The sequence below is a fragment of the Marinomonas primoryensis genome (assembly GCF_013372285.1).
Lineage (GTDB): Bacteria > Pseudomonadota > Gammaproteobacteria > Pseudomonadales > Marinomonadaceae > Marinomonas > Marinomonas primoryensis.
This window is the reverse complement of the sequence record NZ_CP054301.1, coordinates 1384977-1409702: the sequence shown is the minus strand read 5'-3', so window position 1 is coordinate 1409702 and position 24726 is coordinate 1384977. Positions and strand designations below refer to the sequence as shown.

At 41.3% G+C, this 24726-nt stretch carries 20 protein-coding genes; 16 read left to right on the top strand and 4 right to left on the bottom strand.

From position 1 onward, the window contains the following. Window positions 1-8 precede the first annotated feature (8 nt). From MP3633_RS06435 to MP3633_RS06405, 7 genes are all read left to right on the top strand, one after another. Window positions 9-965, top strand: a complete 957-nt coding sequence (locus MP3633_RS06435; protein WP_112139771.1) for an AEC family transporter — start codon at window positions 9-11, stop codon at window positions 963-965. Between the two features lie 48 nt (window positions 966-1013). After that, window positions 1014-3095: an ATP-binding protein gene (locus MP3633_RS06430; protein ID WP_176334932.1), complete on the top strand. Its 2082-nt coding sequence runs from the start codon at window positions 1014-1016 to the stop codon at window positions 3093-3095. Window position 3096: 1 nt separating this feature from the next. Then, entirely contained in the window at window positions 3097-4467 is a 1371-nt protein-coding gene (locus MP3633_RS06425; RefSeq protein WP_112139775.1) for a sigma-54-dependent transcriptional regulator, read from the top strand. Between the two features lie 139 nt (window positions 4468-4606). Continuing rightward, complete coding sequence (locus MP3633_RS06420) at window positions 4607-5494, top strand: helix-turn-helix domain-containing protein (RefSeq protein ID WP_176334931.1); 888 nt, start codon at window positions 4607-4609, stop codon at window positions 5492-5494. 21 nt (window positions 5495-5515) lie between these two features. Then, window positions 5516-6052: a flavodoxin gene (locus MP3633_RS06415; protein ID WP_176334930.1), complete on the top strand. Its 537-nt coding sequence runs from the start codon at window positions 5516-5518 to the stop codon at window positions 6050-6052. Window positions 6053-6309: 257 nt separating this feature from the next. Then, the gene (locus MP3633_RS06410; RefSeq protein WP_112139778.1) at window positions 6310-6624 is read left to right on the top strand and encodes a DUF3301 domain-containing protein; all 315 of its coding nucleotides are present in this window, start codon (window positions 6310-6312) and stop codon (window positions 6622-6624) included. 240 nt (window positions 6625-6864) lie between these two features. Then, window positions 6865-8751: a methyl-accepting chemotaxis protein gene (locus MP3633_RS06405; RefSeq protein WP_176334929.1), complete on the top strand. Its 1887-nt coding sequence runs from the start codon at window positions 6865-6867 to the stop codon at window positions 8749-8751. Window positions 8752-8836: 85 nt separating this feature from the next. On the opposite strand, the gene gltX is transcribed toward MP3633_RS06405, so the two are convergent. Then, a complete protein-coding gene (gene gltX, locus MP3633_RS06400; protein ID WP_176334928.1) occupies window positions 8837-10318 on the bottom strand; it encodes a glutamate--tRNA ligase in 1482 nt (493 codons plus the stop codon). 359 nt (window positions 10319-10677) lie between these two features. Here gltX and MP3633_RS06395 point away from each other — a divergent pair, with 359 nt between their 5' ends. Continuing rightward, window positions 10678-11841, top strand: a complete 1164-nt coding sequence (locus MP3633_RS06395; protein ID WP_176334927.1) for a methyl-accepting chemotaxis protein — start codon at window positions 10678-10680, stop codon at window positions 11839-11841. Next, window positions 11838-12674, top strand: coding sequence for a hypothetical protein (locus tag MP3633_RS06390; protein ID WP_176334926.1), 837 nt, complete (start codon window positions 11838-11840; stop codon window positions 12672-12674). Before MP3633_RS06395 ends, MP3633_RS06390 begins: the two co-directional genes overlap by 4 nt. Here the strand turns inward: MP3633_RS06390 and MP3633_RS06385 are convergent. Further along, window positions 12658-13449 (bottom strand): 5'-3' exonuclease H3TH domain-containing protein, encoded by a 792-nt coding sequence (locus MP3633_RS06385; protein WP_176334925.1) that lies wholly within the window; start codon window positions 13447-13449, stop codon window positions 12658-12660. The genes MP3633_RS06390 and MP3633_RS06385 overlap by 17 nt on opposite strands. A 122-nt stretch (window positions 13450-13571) precedes the next feature. On the opposite strand from MP3633_RS06385, the gene MP3633_RS06380 reads away from it, so the two are divergent. After that, window positions 13572-14804, top strand: a complete 1233-nt coding sequence (locus MP3633_RS06380) for a type 2 periplasmic-binding domain-containing protein (protein WP_176334924.1) — start codon at window positions 13572-13574, stop codon at window positions 14802-14804. A gap of 198 nt (window positions 14805-15002) precedes the next feature. Next, the gene (locus tag MP3633_RS06375) at window positions 15003-16325 is read left to right on the top strand and encodes a TolC family outer membrane protein (RefSeq protein WP_176334923.1); all 1323 of its coding nucleotides are present in this window, start codon (window positions 15003-15005) and stop codon (window positions 16323-16325) included. 88 nt (window positions 16326-16413) lie between these two features. Here the strand turns inward: MP3633_RS06375 and MP3633_RS06370 are convergent, their stop codons facing one another. Next, complete coding sequence (locus tag MP3633_RS06370) at window positions 16414-17718, bottom strand: M18 family aminopeptidase (RefSeq protein WP_176334922.1); 1305 nt, start codon at window positions 17716-17718, stop codon at window positions 16414-16416. 123 nt (window positions 17719-17841) lie between these two features. On the opposite strand from MP3633_RS06370, the gene MP3633_RS06365 reads away from it, so the two are divergent. The 5 genes from MP3633_RS06365 (at window position 17842) to MP3633_RS06345 (ending at window position 23359) form a co-directional block, all read left to right on the top strand. After that, window positions 17842-19890 (top strand): carboxy terminal-processing peptidase, encoded by a 2049-nt coding sequence (locus MP3633_RS06365; RefSeq protein ID WP_176334921.1) that lies wholly within the window; start codon window positions 17842-17844, stop codon window positions 19888-19890. 106 nt (window positions 19891-19996) lie between these two features. After that, entirely contained in the window at window positions 19997-20278 is a 282-nt protein-coding gene (ybfE, locus tag MP3633_RS06360) for a LexA regulated protein (RefSeq protein ID WP_176334920.1), read from the top strand. A 142-nt stretch (window positions 20279-20420) separates the two neighbouring features. Then, on the top strand, window positions 20421-21002 hold the full coding sequence (locus tag MP3633_RS06355; RefSeq protein WP_176334919.1) for a thymidine kinase: 582 nt from the start codon (window positions 20421-20423) through the stop codon (window positions 21000-21002). 2 nt (window positions 21003-21004) lie between these two features. Next, window positions 21005-21901, top strand: coding sequence for a recombination-associated protein RdgC (locus MP3633_RS06350; RefSeq protein WP_112139800.1), 897 nt, complete (start codon window positions 21005-21007; stop codon window positions 21899-21901). A 291-nt stretch (window positions 21902-22192) separates the two neighbouring features. Then, window positions 22193-23359, top strand: a complete 1167-nt coding sequence (locus MP3633_RS06345) for a cation diffusion facilitator family transporter (protein WP_176334918.1) — start codon at window positions 22193-22195, stop codon at window positions 23357-23359. 22 nt (window positions 23360-23381) lie between these two features. On the opposite strand, the gene MP3633_RS06340 is transcribed toward MP3633_RS06345, so the two are convergent. Continuing rightward, window positions 23382-24692, bottom strand: coding sequence for a DNA recombination protein RmuC (locus MP3633_RS06340; protein WP_176334917.1), 1311 nt, complete (start codon window positions 24690-24692; stop codon window positions 23382-23384). Between the last annotated feature and the right edge of the window lie 34 nt (window positions 24693-24726).

Sequence of the window (24726 nt, the reverse complement as noted above, 5' to 3'; positions counted from 1 at the left end):
TCTAAGGAATGGCGTTGAACAATTTTTTAGACGTATTGGTATTTTCTTTCTCTATCACCATGCCAATATTTTTGATATTGGTATTGGGAGTTGTCCTATACCGCATACGAATCATCAATGACAACTTCATTGATGTTGCATCTAAGTTAGTGTTTAACGTCACTCTTCCTGCTCTACTCTTTATCAGTATTTCCAAAACAGAGTTATCCAGTAATACCGACTTTTCCTTGGTTATTTACGCCATCGTTGCCGTCACACTTACCTATGTTGCACTAGAGCTGATAATGTCCATTTGGATTTCAGACAAAGCCGAACGCGCTGTTTTAGCACAGGGCGCTTTCCGCTCCAATATGGGAATCATTGGTTTAGCGTATTGCGTTAATGCCTATGGTGACGAGGTCTTTGCCGTTGCTTCCATTTACTTAGGCGGTGTAACGATTTTATTTAATATATTATCTGTCATCGGTTTAAGTCGTGGTTTAGGGGGAAACGCCAATATAAAAAGCATACTAAAAGGCATCGCAAAAAATCCGCTTATTATTGCTATAATGGCCGCTTTCGCGTCTACCCTCACAGGCATAACACTGCCTATGACACTGTACAAAGCCGGCGATTACTTCGCGCAAATGACGCTACCATTAGCCTTATTATGTGCCGGAGCGTCATTGAGTTTTAAGTCTTTGAAAAGTGGTATGCTAGGGGCCATGATGGCCTCGGCGGGAAAACTCATCTTTATCCCTTTCGTACTCACCTATGGTGGTTATTTATTAGGTTACAGAGGCATGGAACTTGGTGTTCTATTCCTTATGTCATCCGCCCCTACCGCATCAGCAAGCTATATTATGGTGCGCGCAATGAATGGTAACTCTGCGCTTGCCGCAAATATCATTGTGATTACCACCATCGTATCCTTGATTACTACTAGTATTGGCGTTACCTTATTACGCAGTTTTAACCTAATATAATTAAACTCTGCAAACTGGCCGACATAATAAAGGCTAGCGAGACTCTCTTTGATTTCACACTTCCGTAAACATCGCCTTTTTTTCTTATCCTTCGGATGCGCCGCACTCACCTTGCTCTTCTTTGGTGTAAACACCATTGCCTATCAAGCGCTTATTATAGACAAACACTCCGAAGGCCAGGATCAACTTCTCGATTACGTTATTGAATTAAGAAATGAATTAAAAAACTACCATATTCTTCCCTATGCCCTTGCAGATAACCCAACGTTATTAGCGTTTATGAATGACACAAACAACGAAGAATTAACACAGCGCCTACAACGACAGCTAGAAGACCTTACACACGTATCAAAAACTCAAGATTGGTTCATCCTGTCTGCACAAGGCGATCTTCTTGTTTCAAGTGAGCAGTCGCCTCACTTCAATTTAGATGACTACTTTAGTAAACAAGATCTGAGTAACGTACTGAAAGAGCAACAAGGTGAATACATTCTTGTCTCTGGCTATAACCCTGAACAATATAAATCAGCTCATCTTGTACTTGCTCCAGTGTATACATCAACCGGACTGGCAGGCGCTGTAGCAGTAAAAATTAACGTTAGTGATTTAATTGAACGCTGGAACCTCCTTGAAGACTTAGTCGTTATGACAGATCAGAACAACCTCATTTTTTTAGCCAATAGACTTAACCGTCTTTTAGTCAGTGACTGGTTAGAGAACCATACCGACGTTCAGTTTTTGAATAAGACCCGGTCTAAAATCTATCATCTAAACGGTAAAAATTATCTGCTACAAAATGTCACTTTAGACGACCTAAAATGGCAAATTCATTATTTATCTAACTTAAAAGGCATACAAAAGAAAGCTCAAAACATTGCCTTTATTAGCCTAGGAATATTTGCCTTAATCTTCCTATTTTGGCTATATCGCCGAGAACGCGCCCTAAAAATTGCGTCAAAGCTAGAAAACGAAATGCTCATCGCCAATAGTGCCCAGCGCCAACGAGTCTTGATTGAAAACACACATGTTGGACTTCTACAGCTTACCAAACGTGGCGAAATATCATTTGTTAACCCTATGGGGCTTCGTTACTTTGGAAAAAGAGCTCAACTTAACGAGCATTACCTGTATGAATTCTTACCTGACTGCCCAGAAAACCAGAGCGCACTGTCCTTTATCAAATCCTTACAGACACAAGAGGTACACAACCCACCACACGCAACAAATTTATTAGAACAAGAAGTCGTGCTGCAAAAAGACAATGGTCAAACCTTCCCTGCACTATTATCCGTCTCCTCTCTAAAATGGAGTGAATCCCAAGGTTACTTGGTGACTTTGCTCGACATTAGCAAGCGTAAGAAAGCAGAACTGAGTTTATTAGAAGCAAATTCCCGGCTAGAAGAACGCGTATTGGAACGAACCAAAGCCTTAGAAGCAGCACAAAAAGAACTCTTAAGAACAGAGAAACTCGCTGCCATAGGACAAATGTCGACCGCCATTGCCCACGAACTAAACCAGCCGCTAACAGGCATCAGAACACTGGCCTATACCGCAGAACTATTACTAAAACGCCAAGACTCGGAGCAAGCGTTAAAAATACTCATTGATTTAGAATCCCTTGTGGTAAGAATGCAAAAATTAACCAGTGAATTAAAAGTACTCGCCTACCGAAGACCCGAACAACTTGCGCCAACGTCTATAAAAAACTCTGTAACACGAGCTATTGAGAGCCTTGGTGATGACGTTCATGGCGTACACTGGGAAATTGAGCTAAACGACTTAGATATGGTCATTGCTGAGCCTACTAGGCTAGAGAGAATATTTTCAAATCTAATCAGTAATTCAGTCCAAGCCTGTTCTGAACTAAAAATAATACCAAACATTAAAATATCGTTGCAGAACCATGATAGCCAAATAACTATTAGCTACCAAGATAATGGCCCAGGAATCGAAAAAAGTAAGACTACGCATATTTTTGAGCCATTTTTTACAACAAAACCTATTGGCAAAGGATTAGGGCTCGGGCTTGCCATCAGCGCAAACTTAGCAAAAGACATGAATGGAACACTGACAGCAAGTCATAACGATGACTCGCTACTAGTATTTCGATTAACACTGCTAAAGGCTTAATATGGATAAAAATACGATCAATCCCATTGAAATCTGGCTGCTTGATGATGACGAGATCGTTCGCTCGACGACAGCACAATGGCTGCGCCTATCAAGTTATGCGGTAAGAGAGTTTCATGAAGCTCAAGGGTTAATAGATCAATTTAATGTCGGTACGCCCTGCATAATTGTCAGTGATATTCGCATGACGCCCATCGACGGCCTAACCCTAATGAGCCATTGCCTTTCAAAAGAACATGAACTGCCCTTTATCCTGATTACTGGCCATGGTGACGTAGACACAGCGGTCAACGCATTGCGTGATGGGGCTTTTGACTTCCTTGAAAAGCCCTTTGATCCAAACAGACTACTGCAAACCGTCGCAAAAGCCATTCAACTCCGAAAGGTTCAACTACAACACGCAAACCAATCACAATACCTCGGAGACCTACATGGTCTAGAAGAAATCATCATTGGCCAAAATGAACAAATCATTCGAGTCAGGCAACAAATTTATACCTTTGCCAGCATGGACACTCACGTTATTGTTTATGGTAAAACAGGCTGCGGCAAAGAACTAGTAGCAAAAGCACTGCATGACTGCAGCCCTAGAAACACCAGCCCGTTCGTTGCAATAAACTGCGCAGCCATCCCTGCTGAATTGTTTGAAAGTGAACTATTTGGTCATGAAGCTGGCGCCTTTACCAGCGCCAATAAACAAAGAATTGGAAAACTCGAATATGCCAGTGGCGGCACTTTATTTCTAGATGAAATAGAAAGCATGCCACTCGCAATGCAAATCAAATTACTGCGCGTCTTACAAGAGAATCAACTAGAACGTGTCGGCAGCAACAATATAATAAAAATAGACCTACGCGTTGTCGCAGCAGCCAAAAGCGACTTACAAACATTAGAAAATTTCAGACAAGACTTATTCTTTCGCCTAAATGTATCGCAAATACACCTTCCTGACTTGCGTAACCGAGGGTCCGATATCCCGCTACTTTTTGAGCATTTTTGTCGCATGGCGGTCAAAGAGCGTGGCGGAGATTTTAGACAACTTAGTCCGATAGATCATGAGACACTGACGTTGTATGGGTGGCCAGGAAATGTTCGTGAGTTAAGAAATGTCGCCCTACGTTATGCTTTAGAGCCCAATACCAGCGTAGCTAAGATTTTGGCTGGTTATCAAGCCCAAGATGACATAGATACGATCACGCCTCTCCCATTGAGCGTTAAGGTACAAGAATTTGAACGCAGTTTAATCGAGGCAAGCATTCGACAACAAAAAGGCAATATTCAACTTGTTCTGGAACAGCTTCAACTTCCACGCAGAACGCTCAATCAAAAAATGCAAAAATACGGCCTAAATAGAACCGATTATTTAGATTGATTCTTCCTATTTCACTGTGCATATCAGATAAAAACATCAATAAAGTGATTCTCACACATATTTTTTAATGAGAATCACTTGCATTAGATTGAGAAAAACTCTTTAATGATAACCATTATCAGATTAGAGGCAACATACGATGCAATTAAACATGCGTGATGTATATGACAATGCAGGAGAAATAAAAGAAGAAGTCACTCCTTGGCTGTCTGGTCATAAACAACAACGTACCCTACTTCCAAATCTACAACTGCTTAATCAGCATCTAAGTGCCAACACTGATCTTTCTATTCATGAAGAAGCACAACCCGGATTGTATTTCTCTTTTCTGGGCACAAAACCAATAAAAACAGTAAAAGATATAGATTCGGTACAGATCTCATACCAAGAACAAAATATCAATGGTCATTTTTTCATAGCAAAAAACAAAGAGCACAGTCTACTACAGGTACGCATTAGCCCAGCGCATTTGGCATCAGTGCTAGGTGAAACAGAAGATCAAATCATTCAGCATTTCACTTCCATGCGACACAGTTTAGGGAATGAAAATGCTGTTATAAGACTCCCTATTACAGAAAGAACCACCAGTATCGTACAGCCTATTTTGTCGCATAAGGGCCATTCAATTAGCCTTGCAGGACATTTGTACTCTCTAATGTTTACCTTAATAGAACAGCTGCAAATGCTTAGCCATTTGTCACAATGTGAAGACTGCCAAAGCAAGTTATTCCATGCTCAAAATCTTTTAGAGATGCCGGAACACGACGCCTTAGACATCAAATATTTAGCACAAAAAGTTGGGCTCAATACAGAAGCACTCGCCATTGGGTTTTATTTGATTGTTGGACAGTCCATTGAGAGCTACCGTTCTCGTAGTCGCATCAAGTCCGCGGCAGCACTGCTTAGACAAAACCCTGCCGCAAAGCCGCATATTGTTGCTCAAAGTGGCTTTTCTGAAGCTCAATTTGAAGCCGCTTTTATTAAACACTTTGGTGTCAGCAGTCACCAATACGAACAAATTCATTAAGTAATAGGAACAGTATTGAATATGGCGCATTCATCCATAGCCCTAATTTATGGCACAGATACAAACAACACAGAAGAAGTTGGGCATAAGATTGCCAAGCAGTGGGAAGAGCTTGGTGAACAGATAGATCTGTTAAACATCAAAGACATAGAACTTAGCCAGCTTGAACAATATTCCATGCTCATTTTAGGCATCCCTACTTGGGATTTTGGGGGCATACAATCTGACTGGGAAGACATCGGAGACAGTTTAAGTGAGCTATCTCTAGGAAATATCGTCATCGCCTTATACGGATTAGGCGATCAATTTGGCTATGGCGACTATTTTGTTGATGCAATGGGATGGCTTTACGAAAAGTTATTGCCCTCTAATGCCACTTTTATTGGTCAATGGTCAACCGAAGGTTATGAATTCGAAGCATCAAGAGCCTGTATTGTAAATAAAGAGCACTTTATTGGTTTAGCAATAGACGAAGACCAACAATTTGAACTCACTGACCAACGTATTGAGCAGTGGGTTATCCAACTTTACGCTGAAAGAGCTGTAGAAGCCGTATAAATTATTACCTGACTGGCCATTGTATTTAAGCAAACGACTCAAATTTGGTTTCTCAAACATTCACTGCCCTGAATGCCCAAATTTTGCTTTCATCAATGATGATAATTGTATGATTTTCTACAAAGCGTAAAGAACGTGGCTACCTCTCCTTTCTCTCCTGCTTGGAGGTAGCCACGTATTTCTTTCCCTAAAGACTATTTTTTTCTAACCACTATTCGCTATCATGTTAGAACTTCATTAATACTTAGTTGGCATGCATGAATTTACAACTCTCAGACATTGTTATTTTTCTTTTGATTGCTACAACCATCTATACATGGTGGAGTAATGCAACTATCCGCGAACAAGCTCTCGTAAGAGTAAAACAACATTGTGAATCACTTAACCTACAATTATTGGAGGGCAGTGTTGCGGGCAATAAGTGGAGACCGACTTGGCATCAGGGACAAGTAAAGATTAAAAGAGTCTACAAATTCGAATTCAGTTCCAGCGGTGTAGCTCGCTATTCTGGAAAAATAAGCTACCTTGGAAACCAACAAGTTAAAATCTGGCTCAGCCCACATGATTTCTAAGTGCTTCGCCTATAATCAAATAAAAGTTGATTCGAAAACACACTCATTGCAAAAAACAACGTCGGTAAATCCATATTTTTATGTCATTTAATTGCAAATAAGGCCATAGTAGAAATAGAATACTTAAGTAAATATCTGTAATGCTTTGATAGACACAAACATAAGATAAGATAAAATCATCAATTATTTCTTATCAGGACGTCTATTGCTCAATCTATAATAAAAAGTGCAGGATAAAATATGTTGGCAAACCTTAGTTTTCGTACCAAGTTACTCTCCCTACTTATTGCGGCTATTCTTGGATTCGTTGTTGTAACTGCTGTTGCTTTGCAAGGATTGAATGTTCAAGAAACCTCCTCTTCAAAATTCGAACGTCTAACAAAAGTAGATAAAGATCTAGCCTCCTTAGTCATCACTATGATGGAAGAGTACGAGTCTTTATCAAGAATCGATAACAATACTTACGAAAATTTCATTGAGCAGCTGGAGGTTGATAAAGCAACCTTCATGGCAACGCTTGCAGAAGACATGAATTTACTTCAAGACCCTGAAGCTAAGAAAAACATAAACGACATCACCATTTCTTTAGCAAGTTACAGTGAAGCATTGAAACTGCTGGTCAGTCAGAAGCAACTGATTGGCTTTAACGGTTCTTCAGGACTTAGAGGTGAAATATCTCTTTTAGGTGAAAAGGTTACAGAAGAAATTTCATTCTTAAGTCTCGTAAAGCAAGAGTTTTTACCTGTACGTGAAGCAGAAAAGAATTTTATCTTTGAACCCTCTCCTGTGAACAAAGACGCCTTTATGGAGCGCTATGATAAATTCTATAAGCGTGTTGTAAACTTTGGCCTTGAAGAGCGCTTTGGTGAGGGTATTAATAAATACTTTTCCACTATGGAAAGTTTTGAAAACGAAAACCAACAATTAAAAGAACTACAATCCAATTTTTCAAATGTTAAAGCTAATTTCGGTCAAACGCGCTTGGTTGCAGTAGAATACATGCAACAAGCCGTTTTGGAGGCACGCCAACAAGCTTCGGCAAGCTCTCAACAAGCAAGTATTAGCCTAATTATTGTTAGTATTGTTGTCGCAGTGATCGCCGCATTAATGATGATGGGTATCGGTAGCAGCGTTAACAAAACACTTAATCAAATTATTACAGATCTTGGCAAAGTAAAAAGCGGCGACCTGACCGCGCGCCTATATGTAAACAATAAGCGCAATGATGAATTTGATTCTTTGTGCAGTTCTGTCAACGAGATGACAAACGGCCTTGGGTCGGTTATCGGAGAAGTTGTTAACACCACTCAAGGTGTAAATGACATGGTATCTCAGCTAAACACGTCAGTGACCAATATTGCACAAAGCAATCGCTCGGTCAGTGAACAAACCAACTCTTTAGCTGCTGCAACAGAAGAAATTTCGACAACTATTTCTAGTATCTCTACTACTACAGAGGATCTTAGCAGCCAATCTCAGCACACTTATGAATCTGCTAAAGTCGGGGCAGAAACAATCAAAAATGCTCTATCAAACCTTTCCACTACGATTAGCGTTGTCAATAAAACAAGTGAGCAGTTAAACGAACTAGGCCAGCTTTCAAAGGACATCGACAATGTAATCGGGATGATTAACGATCTAGCAAATCAAACCAACCTTTTAGCACTCAACGCGGCAATTGAAGCGGCACGTGCTGGTGAGGCTGGTAGAGGTTTCTCAGTGGTTGCAGATGAGGTTCGCTCTCTCGCAGAAAAAACCGTTGATGCAACAGCAAAAATCACCGATATCGTAAGTACGATTCAATCCTCTACCCAAACCGCCATTGAAACCATGAAGAGTGGGCAAGAGAGCCTGCACGCCATTGAAACATTCAGTGAAAAAGCAGAGCTGGCTATTCGGGAGATTGAGCAAAATGCCCAAACAAGCTCCGCTTCCTCAATTGATATGGCTCGATCGATTCAAGAAGTTGCAAAAACAGCCGTTCATATGAGCGAAGAAATGGATAAAATTGCCCAACAGCTACAACGTGATAATAGCTATATAAACAGCATTGAAGGCAATACACGTGACATACATAATCAGGTAAGCAGTCTAGATAAGAAAACGAGTGTATTTACTACTCGTTAATATAAGGACAAACAACTGAAATAAAAAAACCGACTTTGATAGTCGGTTTTTTTTGCCTAGCCTTTCGAACTAAACGAATTATAGCTTATAACTCCGCGAATTCTTTTTCCCAACGCTTAGCTTCTTTCTTAGATGGTCCACCCAATACATTTACCGCTGTGCGCATGCGTGCACGCGAAATGTCAGAGCCTAAGATTGCCATGGAATCGAAAACAGACACAGACGCTGTTGAGCCTGAGATAGCAACAAACAATGGAGCAAAGAAGTCTTTCGGTTTAATTTCCAACGTTTGCGCGAGCGCTTTCATTTCATTAAATATGTTATCTTTTTCCCACTTATTCAATGCTTCCAAACGCCATAAAGCAAATTGCATTGCTTTACGCAGCGTTTCTTCTTCCATTTTGACAGAAGCAAAGTCTTCTTTAGTGATTGGCAGCATGCCTTTTAAGAAAAAGCCGGCAACATCAGCGACATCGGAAAAAGTTTCAACACGGGGAATAACCAACGGTAGAATCTTCATTAAATACTCAGGATTCAATGCCCATTCAACGTATTTTTGTGCAAACGTTTCAGGTGTCAAATTCTCACGAATCCACATACCATTTAACCAGCTCAGTTTTTCTACATCAAAAACGGGCCCACCAAGAGACACTCGCTGAATATCAAAGTGCTCAATCATTTCATCTAATGAAAACTTTTCACGCTCATCAGGCATTGACCAACCCATACGACCCAAATAATTAATCACCGCTTCAGCCATATAACCCATGCGCTGATAATATAAAATACTCGTTGGGTTTTTGCGTTTCGACAACTTCGATTTATCAGGATTACGTAACAAAGGCATATGGCATAAGGTCGGCATATCCCAACCAAAGTACTGATACAACAAAATGTGCTTAGGCGCAGAATTAATCCACTCTTCACCACGAATCACATGAGTGATTTTCATCAAATGATCATCTACCACATTTGCTAAGTGGTAAGTCGGCATGCCATCGGCTTTTAATAAAACCTGCATATCGACCTGAGTCCAATCAATTTCAATCGTGCCTCGCAGCATATCCTGAACGACACATGTGCCCTCTTCCGGAATTTTCATGCGTATAACGTAAGGAACACCGGCATCTAATTTTGCTTGAACTTCTTTCTGAGTCAGTGACAAAGCACGCCCGTCGTATTTCTGAGGCAACCCTTGCTCTTTTTGATCGATACGCATTTGATCCAACTCTTCCGTTGTTTCAAATGCATAAAATGCATGGCCTTTATTGACCAATTCCAAAGCATATTGACCGTAAATATCACCACGCTCACTTTGACGATAAGGGCCGTATTCACCACCAACATCTGGACCTTCAGCCCAATCCAGCCCTAACCAACGTAACGCATCTAAAATCATTTTTTCAGATTCAGGCGTGCTGCGAGTTTGATCGGTATCTTCAATACGTAAAATGAACTTACCGCCCATTTTACGTGCAAATGCCATATTAAATAGCGCAATGTAAGCTGTGCCTACATGCGGATCACCCGTTGGTGATGGCGCAATACGTGTTCTTACCTCTGACATAAAAATCTCTTTTATCCGTTGTCTTAAATGCCGCTATTATAAGCCTCTCACCGCTTATGGGTAAGAGGGCGATTGCATATTTTCGAATTAGAAGTTTGATATTCTTTGGACTTTAATTACCAGACCTCATAACGCACCTAAAAATAGCCCCCCCCCTATTAAGCAAGCACCAAAACCAAGCAAAACGACACAAAGAAAGAAGCGCCACCACATTTTGCTTTTAACAAAACGTGAATACACCGCGCGGCAAACAAAGAATAAGAATAAAAACAGTACTAATCTCTGTCATGGTCCATTTATTGCTGCACACAAAGAATGCCTTGTTTTTTTAGCAAAAAATCAGTAATAAGGAAATCCATATGCTACTGGCCCCAGGTACTATTTTAATAGCGGCTCTGCCATATTATGCTCGATTGATTATTGTCGGACTGCTCGGCACAATCACAATGGCAGCCATTTTCTTCCCGCATTTTTTTACTCAACCCAACATCCCGATTGCATTAAGTACCTGCTTGTTAGTCTACTTTTCCATGTCCACCAGCAACCTAACAAGAAAGCGGGTAAAAGAGCTCTCTCAATATTTAAACAATTTCGATCCAACAACCGTAATAAAGCTGTCCTATAACGATTCTGAATTTAATCGGCTCGCCAATCATATTAATGCACTTTTACGCACACTCAGCCGCAGAGAACACTTACTGCAAAGCTGCTCGCAAGAAACGCGCTACACAGCAACAGAGCTGCAAAACTCATCCAATGCGGTAGCCGAAGGCGCAGAAGAAGAACATTTAGCACTGGATTCATTGCTTGTTACCAGCAAAGAAATGAGCCTGACAATCGCCGATATTCTTTCTCGAATCAATTCGACCTCCGATATGGCAAACCTCACACGACAACAATCTGAAGAGGGCCAGATAGCACTAGAAGAGCTCAAGCAACATATCAATGACATGCAATCAACAGTGACTCACAATCAATCACAAATGACACAACTCATTAAAGTCACACAAGACATCAGCAACTTTGTTAGTACGATAGAACAAATCACATCACAAATTAATTTACTGTCGCTAAACGCCTCGATCGAAGCCGCACGAGCAGGCGACGCAGGAAGAGGGTTTGCGGTTGTAGCAAACGAAGTTCGGTTGCTCGCGGAAAACACCGAAAAAACAGCGCAAGATATTAGACTATTAGTTTCTTCTATTGCCTCTCAAGTCGGAACATCAGAACAAACGAGCTTAGAGCTTTTCGAATTCGCCACGAGCGTATCGAGCGGCTCAGATAAAGCGACTTCTTCCTTAATTTCTATCCACAACGCAGCAAAATCAACTCAGGAAGAAATACAACAATCCACCCTACTAATCACAGAGTTCGACTCCGCTAACACAAAAATGTGTGAGCGATTGCAAAATATAGCCTCCGTTAGCGAACAACACAGCCAAGCCAGTAAAGATACAAAAGACATGGTGAAATACATGGAATGGCTTTCTTCCCGATTGGAACAAAAGGAAACAGAAGTATGATAGTAACCAGTCTCTTTGCTCTTACCTGCCTTACCATCATTGCACTCGCCATCGGTCGCTTAATTTGGTCGAAAAAAGCCTCTAAGCAGCGCGCCATTATGGGAATATCAGGCATTATATTATTCATTGAATTAATCAAAATTACGCAACAGCACAGAGGAATGCATTCTGGGTTTCTCAACGGCAACCTAGAGTTCGAAACGAAACTGATCAACCTCAAATCCAACATCACCACACTCTATACAAACTTACTCGAATTTGAGTCTGAACACGCTTATCCGCCGTCGCTCAGCACACACTATCCATATAAGCAGTGGCAGCGTCTAATCGAAAATGACACGCTAAAAAGCGCAGAGAGTTTTCAACTGCATTCAGGTCTTATCGCTCGTCAACTTGATGCCATGTGGGACATGTCGGATGAGTTTTCGCTAACGTCCAACCACCAAGAACACATTCAAAATTTAGCGCAGCAGCTGGTAAAAACATTACCAGAATTGGCTGAATCCCTTGGGCAAGTGAGAGCGCTGTCAGTCCAAGTTGCTTCTAAACAAGAAATGAGCGCCGATAAAAAACTGCAGCTGTTATTTACACTAGGAAAGATAGAAGAACACCATCGGAGGCTCACAACACCATTGCCAGATTCGACGAATGAGCGGCTGATTAACTTTATTCAAGAGATAAAAGAAAGCATCAACCATTCGACCTTATACAATCAAAACCCTGATGCTATTTTTCAAGAAGCCACACAAGTCATCGACGAGATTTTTGTCTTTATCCATGCTGGCTTTGATTCATTAAAAACAACCATAAAAGACGTCAAGATTCTGTTTTAGGCGTATAACGAAGCTGTGAAAGGCGTACACCAACGTCCACGTCCGTTTTCAATGCGACCAGCGAACGAGATTGTAAACACTGTTCATAACCACCCGCTAACATCGTCTGAATGCGTTCTGAAAAAAACGTCACATTTGCATAAATTTCTTCTATCGTGGGAAAGGAGCTAATAATGGTGAGTGCCGTTTTAGGGCCAATTCCTTTCACACCAGGAATACGGTTTGTGGTATCCCCAACCAAAGCCCAATAATCGACTAGCTGGTGCGGCTCCACTCCATATTTACCCGGAACCCAAATCTTGTCATAGCCCAACTTGGCAAAGTAATCATATTGCAAAATACGCTCATCTCCCAATAATTGGGTGAACCCTTTGTCTGTAGAAACAATATACGATGTCACATTATTATGGGCCGCCTTGACAGCTAAGGTAGCAATCAAATCATCCGCTTCCCAACCATCTAGCCTTAAACAAGGAAAATGATTAAAGCGAAATAACTTGGCAAAATCGGGCAAAGATTCTAATAACAAATCATCCATTGGCACACGACCTAACTTATATTCAGGATACAAATTATGTCGCCATGTTTTACCATTAGAATCAAAAACAACCACTGCGTAAGAAGGGTTAAATTGAAGCGCTAGTTTCACCAGCGCTTCAATGGTAATACTTTGAGCTCGCTCGACCCGACGAACTAAATCTTGCTCAGACTCTAGTGCGGCATAAAAGCGTCGAATCAAATTCAAACCGTCAATAATTAGTAATTTTTTATCCACTCCAAACCCTTATTTTTGCTAGATTACTTTACGACCGTATTAAATTATTAGGTTACCATGTGTGAGCACTCATCACGACAATGAGTATGATTGTAAATACATAAACTAGAAGGACTCTTTGTATGAAAAAGCAACCTACCTATCTTTACATCAGTATTCTTTTAGGAACAGCGGTAGCACAACCTACTTTTGCAGCGCCCATCCATGCCGTTATAGGATTAGATAACAGTCAAATAGTGGCAGACAGTCAACACCTAAGTCTTACCCCTAACCCCGGCACACTAATCCCTCTTGAAGGCGATTTTTCACCTATTACTCACCTACAAAATGGCCTCAATAAAAATTGGTTTGATGAAATTGGCAAAAAAGTCAGAGTGGAACATAAACAAAGAGATTTAAACTACACTGGCATTTTGGCAAAAATTGAGCAGAGCTCTCGCTCTTTTATACTCACGAGTCATGATCGCCCAACGACATTGCCACTGGATGATTTTTACTTAATACCGCTAGAACAAACAGACAACAATAAAGCAACAACAAGATCGTACCCAGTCAGCTATCAAACGAACCAATTATCCTGGACGCCACAACTTAGCCTAATATTTGAAAACGACAACGTGGTTGTCTCGCAACAAGCACTCTTACATAACAACTCAAGCGCCAGCATTGAAATACAAGACAGTTTGCTTCACTACTCCAGAAACTCAACACCTCAACGTTTCAAAGCCGAACGCAGTTCTCTTGTAATGAGTGATATGCAACAAGAAGTAAGCTATCAAGACAATGAGGTTAGCTACTCACTTGGCCATAACCTCTTATCTATCGCGCCCTATTCAAACACTCTCTATCCTTTACCCAGCAGCAATAGCAAAATCGATAAACAGACACACACAGCCAATCTTTATACCCATAACAATAGCTCAGGAAGAATAGATCTTAGTTTCTATAATACCGTAAGCTTTACATTAAAAAAGGAAGGCCTTCCAGGGGAATACAACACATTTTGGAAAAGAGAAAACCTTCTCATCCCTGGTAACACAGTGATGTTAAATACAGTCCGTACAGGTTATCCACTGAATATCATCACAAATAAAAGCCAGGACATAACGGGATACTTAACGTTAGAAAATGCCTCTTCACAAAAACTCCCTAGCACTCAAGTTTGGCAAGTAACGATAGAGAACCATTCCAACAAAATACAAAATTATTCTGTAGAGCAAAGTACAAACGGCATTATAGAAGTAGTAGAAGGGAATGATGTGACGAAAGTAAATGCCAACAGTTTAAGAATTGCAGGAAAAATAAAAGCGAACTCGAAGAAGACCCTCACTTATAAACTTGAATTAAAAAACTAAACGATGAAGAAGGAAGAGATAATACGATTAAACACTCACCGCTCTTGCATTAATTTTCCACAATCGAGGCTCATTTAAAGTATTTCGTTATGATATGGTCAATAGTCATAATAGATATAGCAAGAATGGCACTGCCACAAGTGAAAAACTTGAGGTACTATTATAACTATACTTCATACTACGAGCCCACAGAGATCTATGAAAAAGCATATTATACCCTCACTAATCGCTGCAGCCGTTCTAAGTAGTTCGGCTGCCTACGCAGACAGCATCTACGAAGTATACAAACTTGCTAAGCAACATGACCCAGGTTTAAGAGCGGCGGCTGCCACTTATCAAGCCCAAAAAGAAGGCGTCACCGTCACAAAGGGCAATCTATACCCTAGCATTAGCTTTAAAGGTAACCTGGGATACGACAATATAGACAGTCCTTCTTCTGATTACAGCAATACATCAAACACCGTAGCGCTGTCATTGGATTACCCTATTTATTCGCCTGCACTTAACTATGCAGTAGATTCTGTCGAACTGAGTTCCCAAAGCGCTGGCATTAGCTTTAGCAACGCTGAAGAAGACCTAGCACTGACAACCTTAACTGAATACTTCAATCTTCTGATCGCACAATCAACATTGCAGACAACGGAAGCCTTAGTTAAAAGTACAGCAAGTCAGCTAGATCGTGCTAAAAAGCAATATGAAGTAGGCTTAGCGTCCATCACTGATTTACAAGATGCTCAAGCAGAATACGATTCCGTTCGTGTCACTCAGCTTAGCGCGCGCTCAAGCGTATCTTATGCACAAAAAGCGTTATTCCAAAGAACAGGCCAAGAGATAAAGAGCATTCCTCAATTATCTAAAGATTACCCTATTCGCCTTGATCCAAACATGACCGTTGATTCGTTAATTACGAAAGCTCGTCGTGATAATAAACAATTGCGCATACTGAATTTCACGGTTGAAAGCGCAGAAAATAATATTAACATCCAAAAATCTAACGGTCGTTCTCCTACCGTATCAATCACTGGATCGTTATCTCGAAGCGATAACAACTATAGTAGTGGCACCACTAATCCAGATGGTGTAACAAATACGTCTTCTGTTGCATTAGGTGTCAGTATTCCTCTCTACAGCGGTGGGGCAATTAGCGCCTCTGTTCGACAAGCGACAGCGCAAGCGGAATCAGCAACAGAGCAAAGAGCAAGTTCACTGCAAACCATTGAACTTAACATTCGTAGTCTATACCTAGACCTACAAACGGCCGTAGCTCAAATTGAAGCACAACAACAGCTTATTCGCTCTCGCACCAGTGCACTAGAAGCAACGAAAGCAGGGTATGATGTAGGTACCCGTAACCTTGTCGAATTGCTTGATGCTCAGTCTAATCTATACGATGCACAGAATACCTACGAACAATACCGATACAACTTTGTAGTGAAAAAACTAAACCTACTAGAAGTCACTGGAGATCTTACAGAAGACAACATCAAAGAATTGGATAAATGGTTAATTGCAAAAAATTAATTTGCCGTTCGCTATAAGTTAAAACAAAAAAACCGTAAAACATTGTTTCACGGTTTTTTTGTTTTGTGATCAAGTAAATGCTAACGCCCTATTCTAAACGAGAGATGAGCTTGTCTCGCTTTGTAAATCGAGTTAATACTTTATACAAACCATAGGCATCACGGCTCCCTGCTAGCTCACGAATTGAATGCATCCCAAACGTTGGCAAACCGATATCAATCGTCGGCACACCAATTTCTCCAGATGTAATCGGCCCAATCGTACTACCGCACGCCATATCACTGCGCACAACAAAGCACTGCACGTCATAATTCTCTTGCGCTGCAATATCACGATAGACGCTTGCCGTTTCGCTATTAGTTGCATAACGCTGGTTCGCATTCACCTTAATAACAGCGCCCTTATTAATCGCAGGGGCATGGTTTTTATCATGCTTATTAGCATAATTGGGATGCAACGCATGCGCATTATCAGCAGAAACCAACATAGAGCGTTGAACCGCCTGAACATATTGCTCTGGATTCGGTGTTAAACGATGCAAGACATCTTCTAAGAATGGGCCATTTGCACCACAAGCCGATAAACTGCCAATTTCTTCATGATCGGTACAAACAAGAAGGCTTGGACGTTGCCCGTCAGAATCCAACAGCGCTCGTAAACCCACAAAGCAACTGAGCAAATTATCCAAACGAGCTGAACAAATGTATTCTTTATGCAAGCCAACCAAAGCCGCTGGTTGTGTATCGTATAAGCTCAATTCAAAATCTAAAATCATATCAATGGGTAAATCAGTATATTGTTTTTTGAGCTGAGCTTTTAATAGTTCATGTAAATCAAATTCATTTTCAGCGCCACACAATATAGGTAAAATTTCTTCTTGAGGATTAACCGAAAAACCTTCATTTGCCTGTCGATTCAAATGAATTGCCAAGTTTGGAACCACTGCAATTGGGTCTTTAAAATCCACTAAACGACTCACAATGTCGCCCGCTTTCGTTTTTAGAGTAATGCGACCCGCAATCGATAAGTCCCTGTCTAGCCAAGTATGAAGCAACACGCCACCATACACTTCCACGCCTAATTGGTGATAACCAAAGCGATCCACCTGAGCATTTGGCTTAAGTTTCAGACAAGGGCTGTCCGTATGGGCACCGATCATTCGCCAACCTGTTTGACTGAAATTTAACTCTGGCGTGGTAAAAGCAATTAATGCTGACTCATTACGCGTAACAAAATACTTTCTGCACTCTTCTATCACCCAATTATTTTCTTCAATTAACTCAACAAAACCTTCTGCGATCAAAGCATTACGCATACTATCTGTCGCATGAAATGGAGTCGGAGAAGATTGAAGAAATGACAACAAAGAGTCATTAAAATTTGTATGTTCCATAATTTTCCATAAGCACAATGCTTTAAAAAAGTGACTTTTTAACACTTTGGCTAGCCTTACAGCCCAGTGTCTAATATGATTTTGCTAACGACGTATAAAATAGACAGAGAGAACCCTTACCGGATGAACTATAAACGCCTTTTACTTTGCCTTTTAACTGGCTACACCTTTGCCTCAACTCCTGCGTCAGCTTATCAGGAATTGCAGCCTCCTCATGAATACGACAAAGTATCAAAAGAGCTCGTTGAAATGCTAGAAGGCATTCATTATAACAGACCTCATATTGATGATGCCATTTCAGCAAAAGCCTTTGATTACTATATTGACGCGCTCGACCCAAGTAAAAGCTTCTTTCTCAAAAGTGACATAGATAGCTTATCTCAATACCGAAATAGCTTTGATGACGCCCTCAGAAAGGGAGACACTCAAGTTGCTTATACTATCTATAATCTCTACCTAGAACGTCTTGAGAAGCGGTTGTCGAGCCTACAGGACCACCTTCCAGAGATGATCAAAGGCTTCGATTATGACATTGATGAAACACTCAACGCTGATCCAGAAGCGCAGCAATGGGCCAATACCGAAGCTGAACTTGATGATTACTGGCGCAAACGCCTTAAAAATCGAGCATTAGTCCTTAAGCTTAATGGCGAAAGTGAAGAGAAAATCATCACGACAATTGAGCGTCGTTATAAAAACCAATTAAAACGAGTGGATCAAACAAACGCTGTCGACGTCTATCAAACCTTCGCCAACGCCATCACCGCAGCATTAGACCCTCACACTAGCTACTTTGCACCACGAGCATCAGAAACCTTCAATATCAACATGAGCTTATCATTAGAAGGGATTGGTGCCGTTTTACAAATGGACGATGACTACACAAAAGTCGTTCGATTAGTGCCAGGTGGTCCAGCGGCCACTCAAAGCGATCTGTCTCCTAACGACAGAATTATCGCCGTTGGCCAAGAAGACAAACCAATGATCGATGTTGTTGGCATGCGCCTTGATGATGTCGTCGACATGATCCGCGGTGAGCGCGATACCACCGTTATATTGGAAATAACACCAAGCAAAGGCGACACGCAGACCAGCAAGCGCATTAGCATCGTCCGTAAAAAAGTAAAACTCGAAGATCAATCGGCGAAAAAAGAAATTGTCGAAGTAGAGCGAGACGGTGAAACCTACAAAGTAGGCGTAATCTCATTACCGACCTTTTACTCTGATTTCGCAGCGATTCAAGCAGGTGACAAAGATTATAAAAGTTCCACACGAGACACAAAAAGATTGATTGAGGAACTTCGTGAAGAAAAAATTTCAGCTCTCATTCTTGACTTAAGAAATAACGGCGGCGGTTCATTACAAGAAGCAAATTCATTGACTGGTTTGTTTATTCCATCCGGCCCAACAGTACAAATTCGCGACCAAAGCGGACGAGTTACACCATTAGGAGACTCTGACACTGCCATCACCTACAGTGGACCAATGGCTGTTCTGGTAAACCGAATGAGTGCATCCGCGTCTGAAATCGTCGCTGGTGCGCTGCAAGATTATGGACGCGCTTTAATTCTTGGCGATCAGACCTTTGGGAAAGGCACGGTTCAAGTATTACAAGAAGTAGACCAAGGGCAACTTAAAGTCACTCAGGCTAAATTTTATCGCGTCTCTGGCGAAAGCACTCAGCACAAAGGTGTCATGCCAGACATCGCCTTTCCTTCTTTGATCGATAAAGAAACCATTGGCGAAAGCGCATTAGACAACCCATTACCTTGGGACAAAATCCATGAAACTCGCTACCCCGTTTATTGGAAAATGTCCGCTTACCTGCCTATTCTAGAACCTCGCCACAAAGCAAGAATGGCGACAGACCCCAATTTTGTTGCAATCAATGCTCAAATAGAAGAGTTCAAAGAACAGGTAGAGAGTTATAAGTCCATCTCACTAAAAGAGAGCACTCGCATACAGCAAAAAGAAGATAACAAACAAAAAGAACTCGAGCGCGAAAATACGCGCCGAAAAGCACTTGGACTAGAGCTACTAACATCGGTTGATGACATAGAGCCGATTGAAGAAGATACCTATGCAAAAGAAGCATCTGAAGTACTTTTAGACTTCATTGCAACCAACCAGATGGCTCAAAAGCAAGCTGAGAAAAAAACAGCTCAGAAATAAATGATGAAAAGCAAAGAGCGAAAAGCCTTTTATAGTCACTTTTCGCTCTCGTTTTTTTATACAACAGAAAAACACCTCCTATCACTAATACAAATGAACTTAGACCATGGCAAAAGCGTCATCCGACCGGAATACAATCGATCTATTTGGTAAAGCGCCTGGCAGACCTCGAACTCAGCCTCTCACCAGAAAAGATCAGCTCAAACTCAATAAACGAGCACAGCGAGAAAAAGAAAAATCACAAGGGTTAAAACGCTTAGAATTGTTGATTGAGCAAGACACTATCGAGAAACTAGACAAACTCTGCGAACTAAATGGTTTAAAACGTGCAGAATGGCTAACACTGCAAATTAACAAAAGCGCTGAAAAAATAAAAAATAAAAAATAAAAAATAAAAAATAAAAAACTTAAGGCTTTTCTAGAGCGCGACCAAAACCAAACAATTACTTCCATCAAAAAAACCCGATCACAATAGTGATTTGATATACTAGTCGGCGACATTAGCTAACAACTGAATAAACAGACTCAATATGGCCAAACTGTACTTTTACTACTCAGCAATGAACGCGGGTAAATCGACCGTTCTTCTACAGTCCGCTCATAACTATCAAGAGCGAGGCATGAGAGTTCTTCTCCTTACAGCGTCGATAGACAACCGATTTGAAACAGGGCAAATCGCCTCTCGCATCGGCATATCGGCAGACGCCAGTTTATTTGATAATAGCACCGACATGATCGCTTTAATCAAAGAAGAAACGCATCAAAAGCAAGCATTAAGCTGCATTTTGATTGATGAAGCACAATTTCTAACCAAAGAACAAGTTTATGCATTATCTGAAGTCGTTGATAAACTGCACATTCCTGTGTTGGCGTTTGGTATCCGTACGGATTTCCAAGGCGAGTTGTTCGACGGTAGCAAAGCGCTACTGGCTTGGTCCGATAAATTAATAGAATTAAAAACCGTGTGTCACTGTGGCAGTAAAGCCACTATGGTCATTCGATTAAATGCCGAAGGAATTCCTGTTAAAGAGGGCGCACAAGTAGAAATAGGCGGTAATGACCGTTACTTGTCCGTTTGTCGAAAACACTTTAAAGAAGCCGTGAGAGACTAATTATGTGGTTCAAAAACGCCCAGATATTCCAACTAAAAGACACAGAATCACTAGATACAAACGAATTGATCAATAAAATCCCTGAATTCCCACTAAAAGAATGTGGTTCACAAGAGGAATTCTCTTTCGGCTGGTTACCTCTCATACGCAACAGTGAACAGTGGAGCTTAGCAAGCGACCACTGCCTACTGTTCCGCGCCGGTAAAGAAGAAAAAGTACTGCCTTCTGCCGTTGTCCGTGAAGAACTGGAAGCCAAGGTAGCTGAAATCGAGCTTATCGAAGGGCGCAAAGTCGGACGCAAAGAACAGTCTGACATGAAAGAAGAGTTGGTTTTTACACTGCGTCCAAAAGCGTTTTCAAAACGCACCGACATCTGGGCGTATATTGATCTAAAAGCAAAAATATTAGTTCTCAACAGCACCAACGCCAGCATGACTGAACAACTTTTCAAGCACTTACAAACCACGCTTGGCAGCTTTCCGATGACACCGCTTCAAGCACAAGTTTCACCTTCTTCTTTAATGACGGATTGGCTTGTGAAAAACGAGGTGCCCGCCAGTCTAGAAACCGGTGATGAGTGTGAAATTCAAGACGCCTCTGAAGACAAAGCCACCATTCGCTTTAAATCACTAGAACCTTTGTCTGAAGACGTTACACGCCATTTGCAACAAGGCATGGCGGTTAAAAACCTTGCACTTCGCTGGTCAGACAAGCTCAGCTTTGTTTTACATGATGATCTGACATTGCGCAAAATCAAATTCGACGATGCACTAAAAGAAGCCGCTTTCAACGACTCCCAAGGCGGTGGTTTGTCCGATATGGACGCCAATTTCTCTCTAATGTCATTAACTATGAGAGAATTTTTTGCTTCCTACTGCTTATGGTTTGAAATCAGCTAAGCGATATTTTGCCCAAGCTTTTCCACAGATAACGTGGATAAGCTTGGGGAGAACATTGGGCAAGCTAGACAAGAAGGCACTCTTGCTACCACACTCCAAAATACACCAATTCAAACAGGTATAATCTAGTATTATTACCGAAACTTGATTCACCCACAAAACAACATAACTCAATATTAGTTCTCATTGAATCCCTTACTCTTAATAGAAACTTAAGACAAGTTGAGTAAAATTAATGATGTTAAATAGTCTCGGTATTTTTTCAAACCCTATAACAGGTCAAAAAATGACATGACAAAACATAAGCAAGAACAAGAGATAGCCATACGAGTCACCCTTGTTGGTGCCGTTTGGGATGCGCTACTAGGGTTAGCAAAGATTGTGGCTGGATATTTTTCTCAGTCACAAGCCCTTATCGCGGATGGCATTCACTCTTTATCTGACTTAGTTACAGACGTATTTGTGTATTTTGCTTCAGCCAACTCTCGCCAAGGTCCGGACGAAAATCACCCCTATGGCCATCTTCGTTTTGAAACGCTGACCACTGTATTTCTCGGCATGGTGCTTACTATTGTTGCGCTTGGTATTGCTTATGAATCTATCACGGCACCAGCATCACAAGCTCAGCTCACTTGGTATGGACTCGCGGCGTTAATTGCCACCATTGTCATTAAAGAAGCCATTTTCCATTACACCAAAAAGGCCGGAGATAAGATTGGCAGTAAGATGCTCATTGCTAACGCTTGGCACAGTCGCAGCGACGCGCTCTCATCTATCGCCGTTCTCATTGGCCTAATCGGTGTTTATTTTGGCTACCCTTGGGCAGACATGGTCGCTTCAATCGTGGTTGCATTGCTGATTGGTAAAATGGCTATCATCATGGTGTGGGAAAATTTGGCCGAACTTGTCGATACCGCACCAGATCCAAAACTCATAGCTCAAATCAAAGCAACGGCAAACAGCCTTAAACATGTAATGGCGCCTCACGATGTGAGAGCAAGATCCATGGCAGGTAAAATCTACTTAGACATGCACATTCATGTGCCTAGTCATGCCAGCGTCAGCGAGGGACATTACCTTGGTGATTTAGTCGCCTACACCATCAAACAGGCCCACTCACAAGTACAAGACGTTATGGTCCATATTGACACCGATGAAAAAATCCAAACCGACAGTTTTGCTCATCCATCAGGAAAACCGCCGCACTTAAAATTACCTGCCCGTCACCAGATAGTGGCTGACTTAGGTTTTTTATTGCGCCAGCACTCCGCCTATGTCGACGTGAAAAATACTCGCTTACACTATTTGGATAACCATCTAGAATTAGAAATTATTTCCTATACAGACAAGACACCCGAAAGTGCAGATTTAACTAAAATAACAGCGGGTATTCTTCAAGATCTACAAACAACACATTACATCCATAAAGCCACTGTGCTGTGGATTTTTCCTTCATAACACAATCTCTCGCGGTATCGTCTTAACTATCAGACTCATCAGTGGAGGTATCATTCAGATACTCCACTGGTAACGCCTTACTGGTTTTAGCGCCCATTAACTTAAGTTTTTCCGCTCTTGCAACCAAATTACCCCGACCTACTGTGAGTTTTTTCAGAGCAGAATCATGACTACGACTTACCGCTTCAAGTTTGCTACCTATGTCATCCATATCCTGAACAAAGCCTGAAAACTTGTCGTACATTGCACCAGCTTGACGCGCTATTTCAATGGCATTTTGGCTCTGTTTTTCGTTACGCCAAATGTTCTGAATGGTACGTAACGTCGCCAATAAATTCGAAGGCCCAACAATAATAATATTGTGTTCAAAGGCTTCACTAAATAAACCATTATCCCCTTGCAGAGCCAAACCAAAAGCCGCTTCGATAGGGATAAATAGCAACACAAAATCCAGTGAAGTAATGCCAGGTAAATCATGATAAGACTTCGCGCTTAACTCTTTCATATGCCGACGCACTGCATCCAAGTGCTGTTTAAGTGCCCGACTTCTATCATCGTCCGTTTCGGCTTCCATATAAGCCAAGTAGCTAATCAGGACCATTTTCGAATCAACAATCACCTGCTTACCTTCCGGAAGATGTATCACCACATCCGGCTGTAACCGTCGTCCTTCTGATGTTTGATAAGACGCTTGAGTTTCATATTCACGGCCTTTTTCCAATCCAGAGCGCTCTAAAATTCGCTCTAAAATCACCTCACCCCAACCACCTTGCAACTTGTTTTGGCCTTTCAGCGCATGAGTTAAGCTAACCGCATCGTCACTAATTTTTTGATTCAACAGCTGCAAGCCTTTGATCTCTTTCACCAACGAAAAACGCTCCCGCGCTTCTTCTTGATAACTCTTTTCTACACTTTCCTGAAATTTTTGAATCTGAGAGCCAAGTGGTGTCAATAAGGAACCAAGTTGACGCTCATTTTCTTTTGCCAGCTGCTGACCTTGCTGACTCATAATGTCGTGCGCTAATTGTTTAAATTCCGTTTCGTTGTGCTTTTTTTGTTCTCGATAAAAGACTTCTTTTTCCTGCCAAACACTCTGTGATGCGGCGAATTGTTGCTCTAAGGTCAGCGACTCTTTTTCCAAATAATGAATCTGATCTTTCGCTTGCCCTAAAAGACGCTGTAATTCCTCATTTTGTTGCTGTATTTTTTCTTGTGTATGCTGCCACTGACGGCGCATAGCCTGTACAATAGCACCAGCAATGCCAGAGATAAGAATCGCGCCGATACAAAAGCCCGATAACACCCAAACTGATTGTGAAAGCCAATCTGTCATATGAATTAAAACCCGCTATTTTTATAGAGAAAAC

Excerpts from the sequence above, each read along its gene's own strand:
- MP3633_RS06425 (WP_112139775.1), top strand. The coding sequence starts at position 3,097 with ATGGATAAAAATACGATCAATCCCATTGAAATCTGGCTGCTTGATGAT.
- MP3633_RS06410 (WP_112139778.1), top strand. The coding sequence starts at position 6,310 with ATGAATTTACAACTCTCAGACATTGTTATTTTTCTTTTGATTGCTACA.
- MP3633_RS06435 (WP_112139771.1), top strand. The coding sequence starts at position 9 with ATGGCGTTGAACAATTTTTTAGACGTATTGGTATTTTCTTTCTCTATC.
- MP3633_RS06390 (WP_176334926.1), top strand. The coding sequence starts at position 11,838 with ATGATAGTAACCAGTCTCTTTGCTCTTACCTGCCTTACCATCATTGCA.
- MP3633_RS06355 (WP_176334919.1), top strand. The coding sequence starts at position 20,421 with ATGGCCAAACTGTACTTTTACTACTCAGCAATGAACGCGGGTAAATCG.
- ybfE (WP_176334920.1), top strand. The coding sequence starts at position 19,997 with ATGGCAAAAGCGTCATCCGACCGGAATACAATCGATCTATTTGGTAAA.
- MP3633_RS06340 (WP_176334917.1), bottom strand. The coding sequence starts at position 24,692 with ATGACAGATTGGCTTTCACAATCAGTTTGGGTGTTATCGGGCTTTTGT.
- MP3633_RS06395 (WP_176334927.1), top strand. The coding sequence starts at position 10,678 with ATGCTACTGGCCCCAGGTACTATTTTAATAGCGGCTCTGCCATATTAT.
- MP3633_RS06420 (WP_176334931.1), top strand. The coding sequence starts at position 4,607 with ATGCAATTAAACATGCGTGATGTATATGACAATGCAGGAGAAATAAAA.
- MP3633_RS06370 (WP_176334922.1), bottom strand. The coding sequence starts at position 17,718 with ATGGAACATACAAATTTTAATGACTCTTTGTTGTCATTTCTTCAATCT.
- MP3633_RS06345 (WP_176334918.1), top strand. The coding sequence starts at position 22,193 with ATGACAAAACATAAGCAAGAACAAGAGATAGCCATACGAGTCACCCTT.
- MP3633_RS06405 (WP_176334929.1), top strand. The coding sequence starts at position 6,865 with ATGTTGGCAAACCTTAGTTTTCGTACCAAGTTACTCTCCCTACTTATT.
- MP3633_RS06350 (WP_112139800.1), top strand. The coding sequence starts at position 21,005 with ATGTGGTTCAAAAACGCCCAGATATTCCAACTAAAAGACACAGAATCA.
- MP3633_RS06380 (WP_176334924.1), top strand. The coding sequence starts at position 13,572 with ATGAAAAAGCAACCTACCTATCTTTACATCAGTATTCTTTTAGGAACA.
- MP3633_RS06415 (WP_176334930.1), top strand. The coding sequence starts at position 5,516 with ATGGCGCATTCATCCATAGCCCTAATTTATGGCACAGATACAAACAAC.
- gltX (WP_176334928.1), bottom strand. The coding sequence starts at position 10,318 with ATGTCAGAGGTAAGAACACGTATTGCGCCATCACCAACGGGTGATCCG.
- MP3633_RS06365 (WP_176334921.1), top strand. The coding sequence starts at position 17,842 with ATGAACTATAAACGCCTTTTACTTTGCCTTTTAACTGGCTACACCTTT.
- MP3633_RS06375 (WP_176334923.1), top strand. The coding sequence starts at position 15,003 with ATGAAAAAGCATATTATACCCTCACTAATCGCTGCAGCCGTTCTAAGT.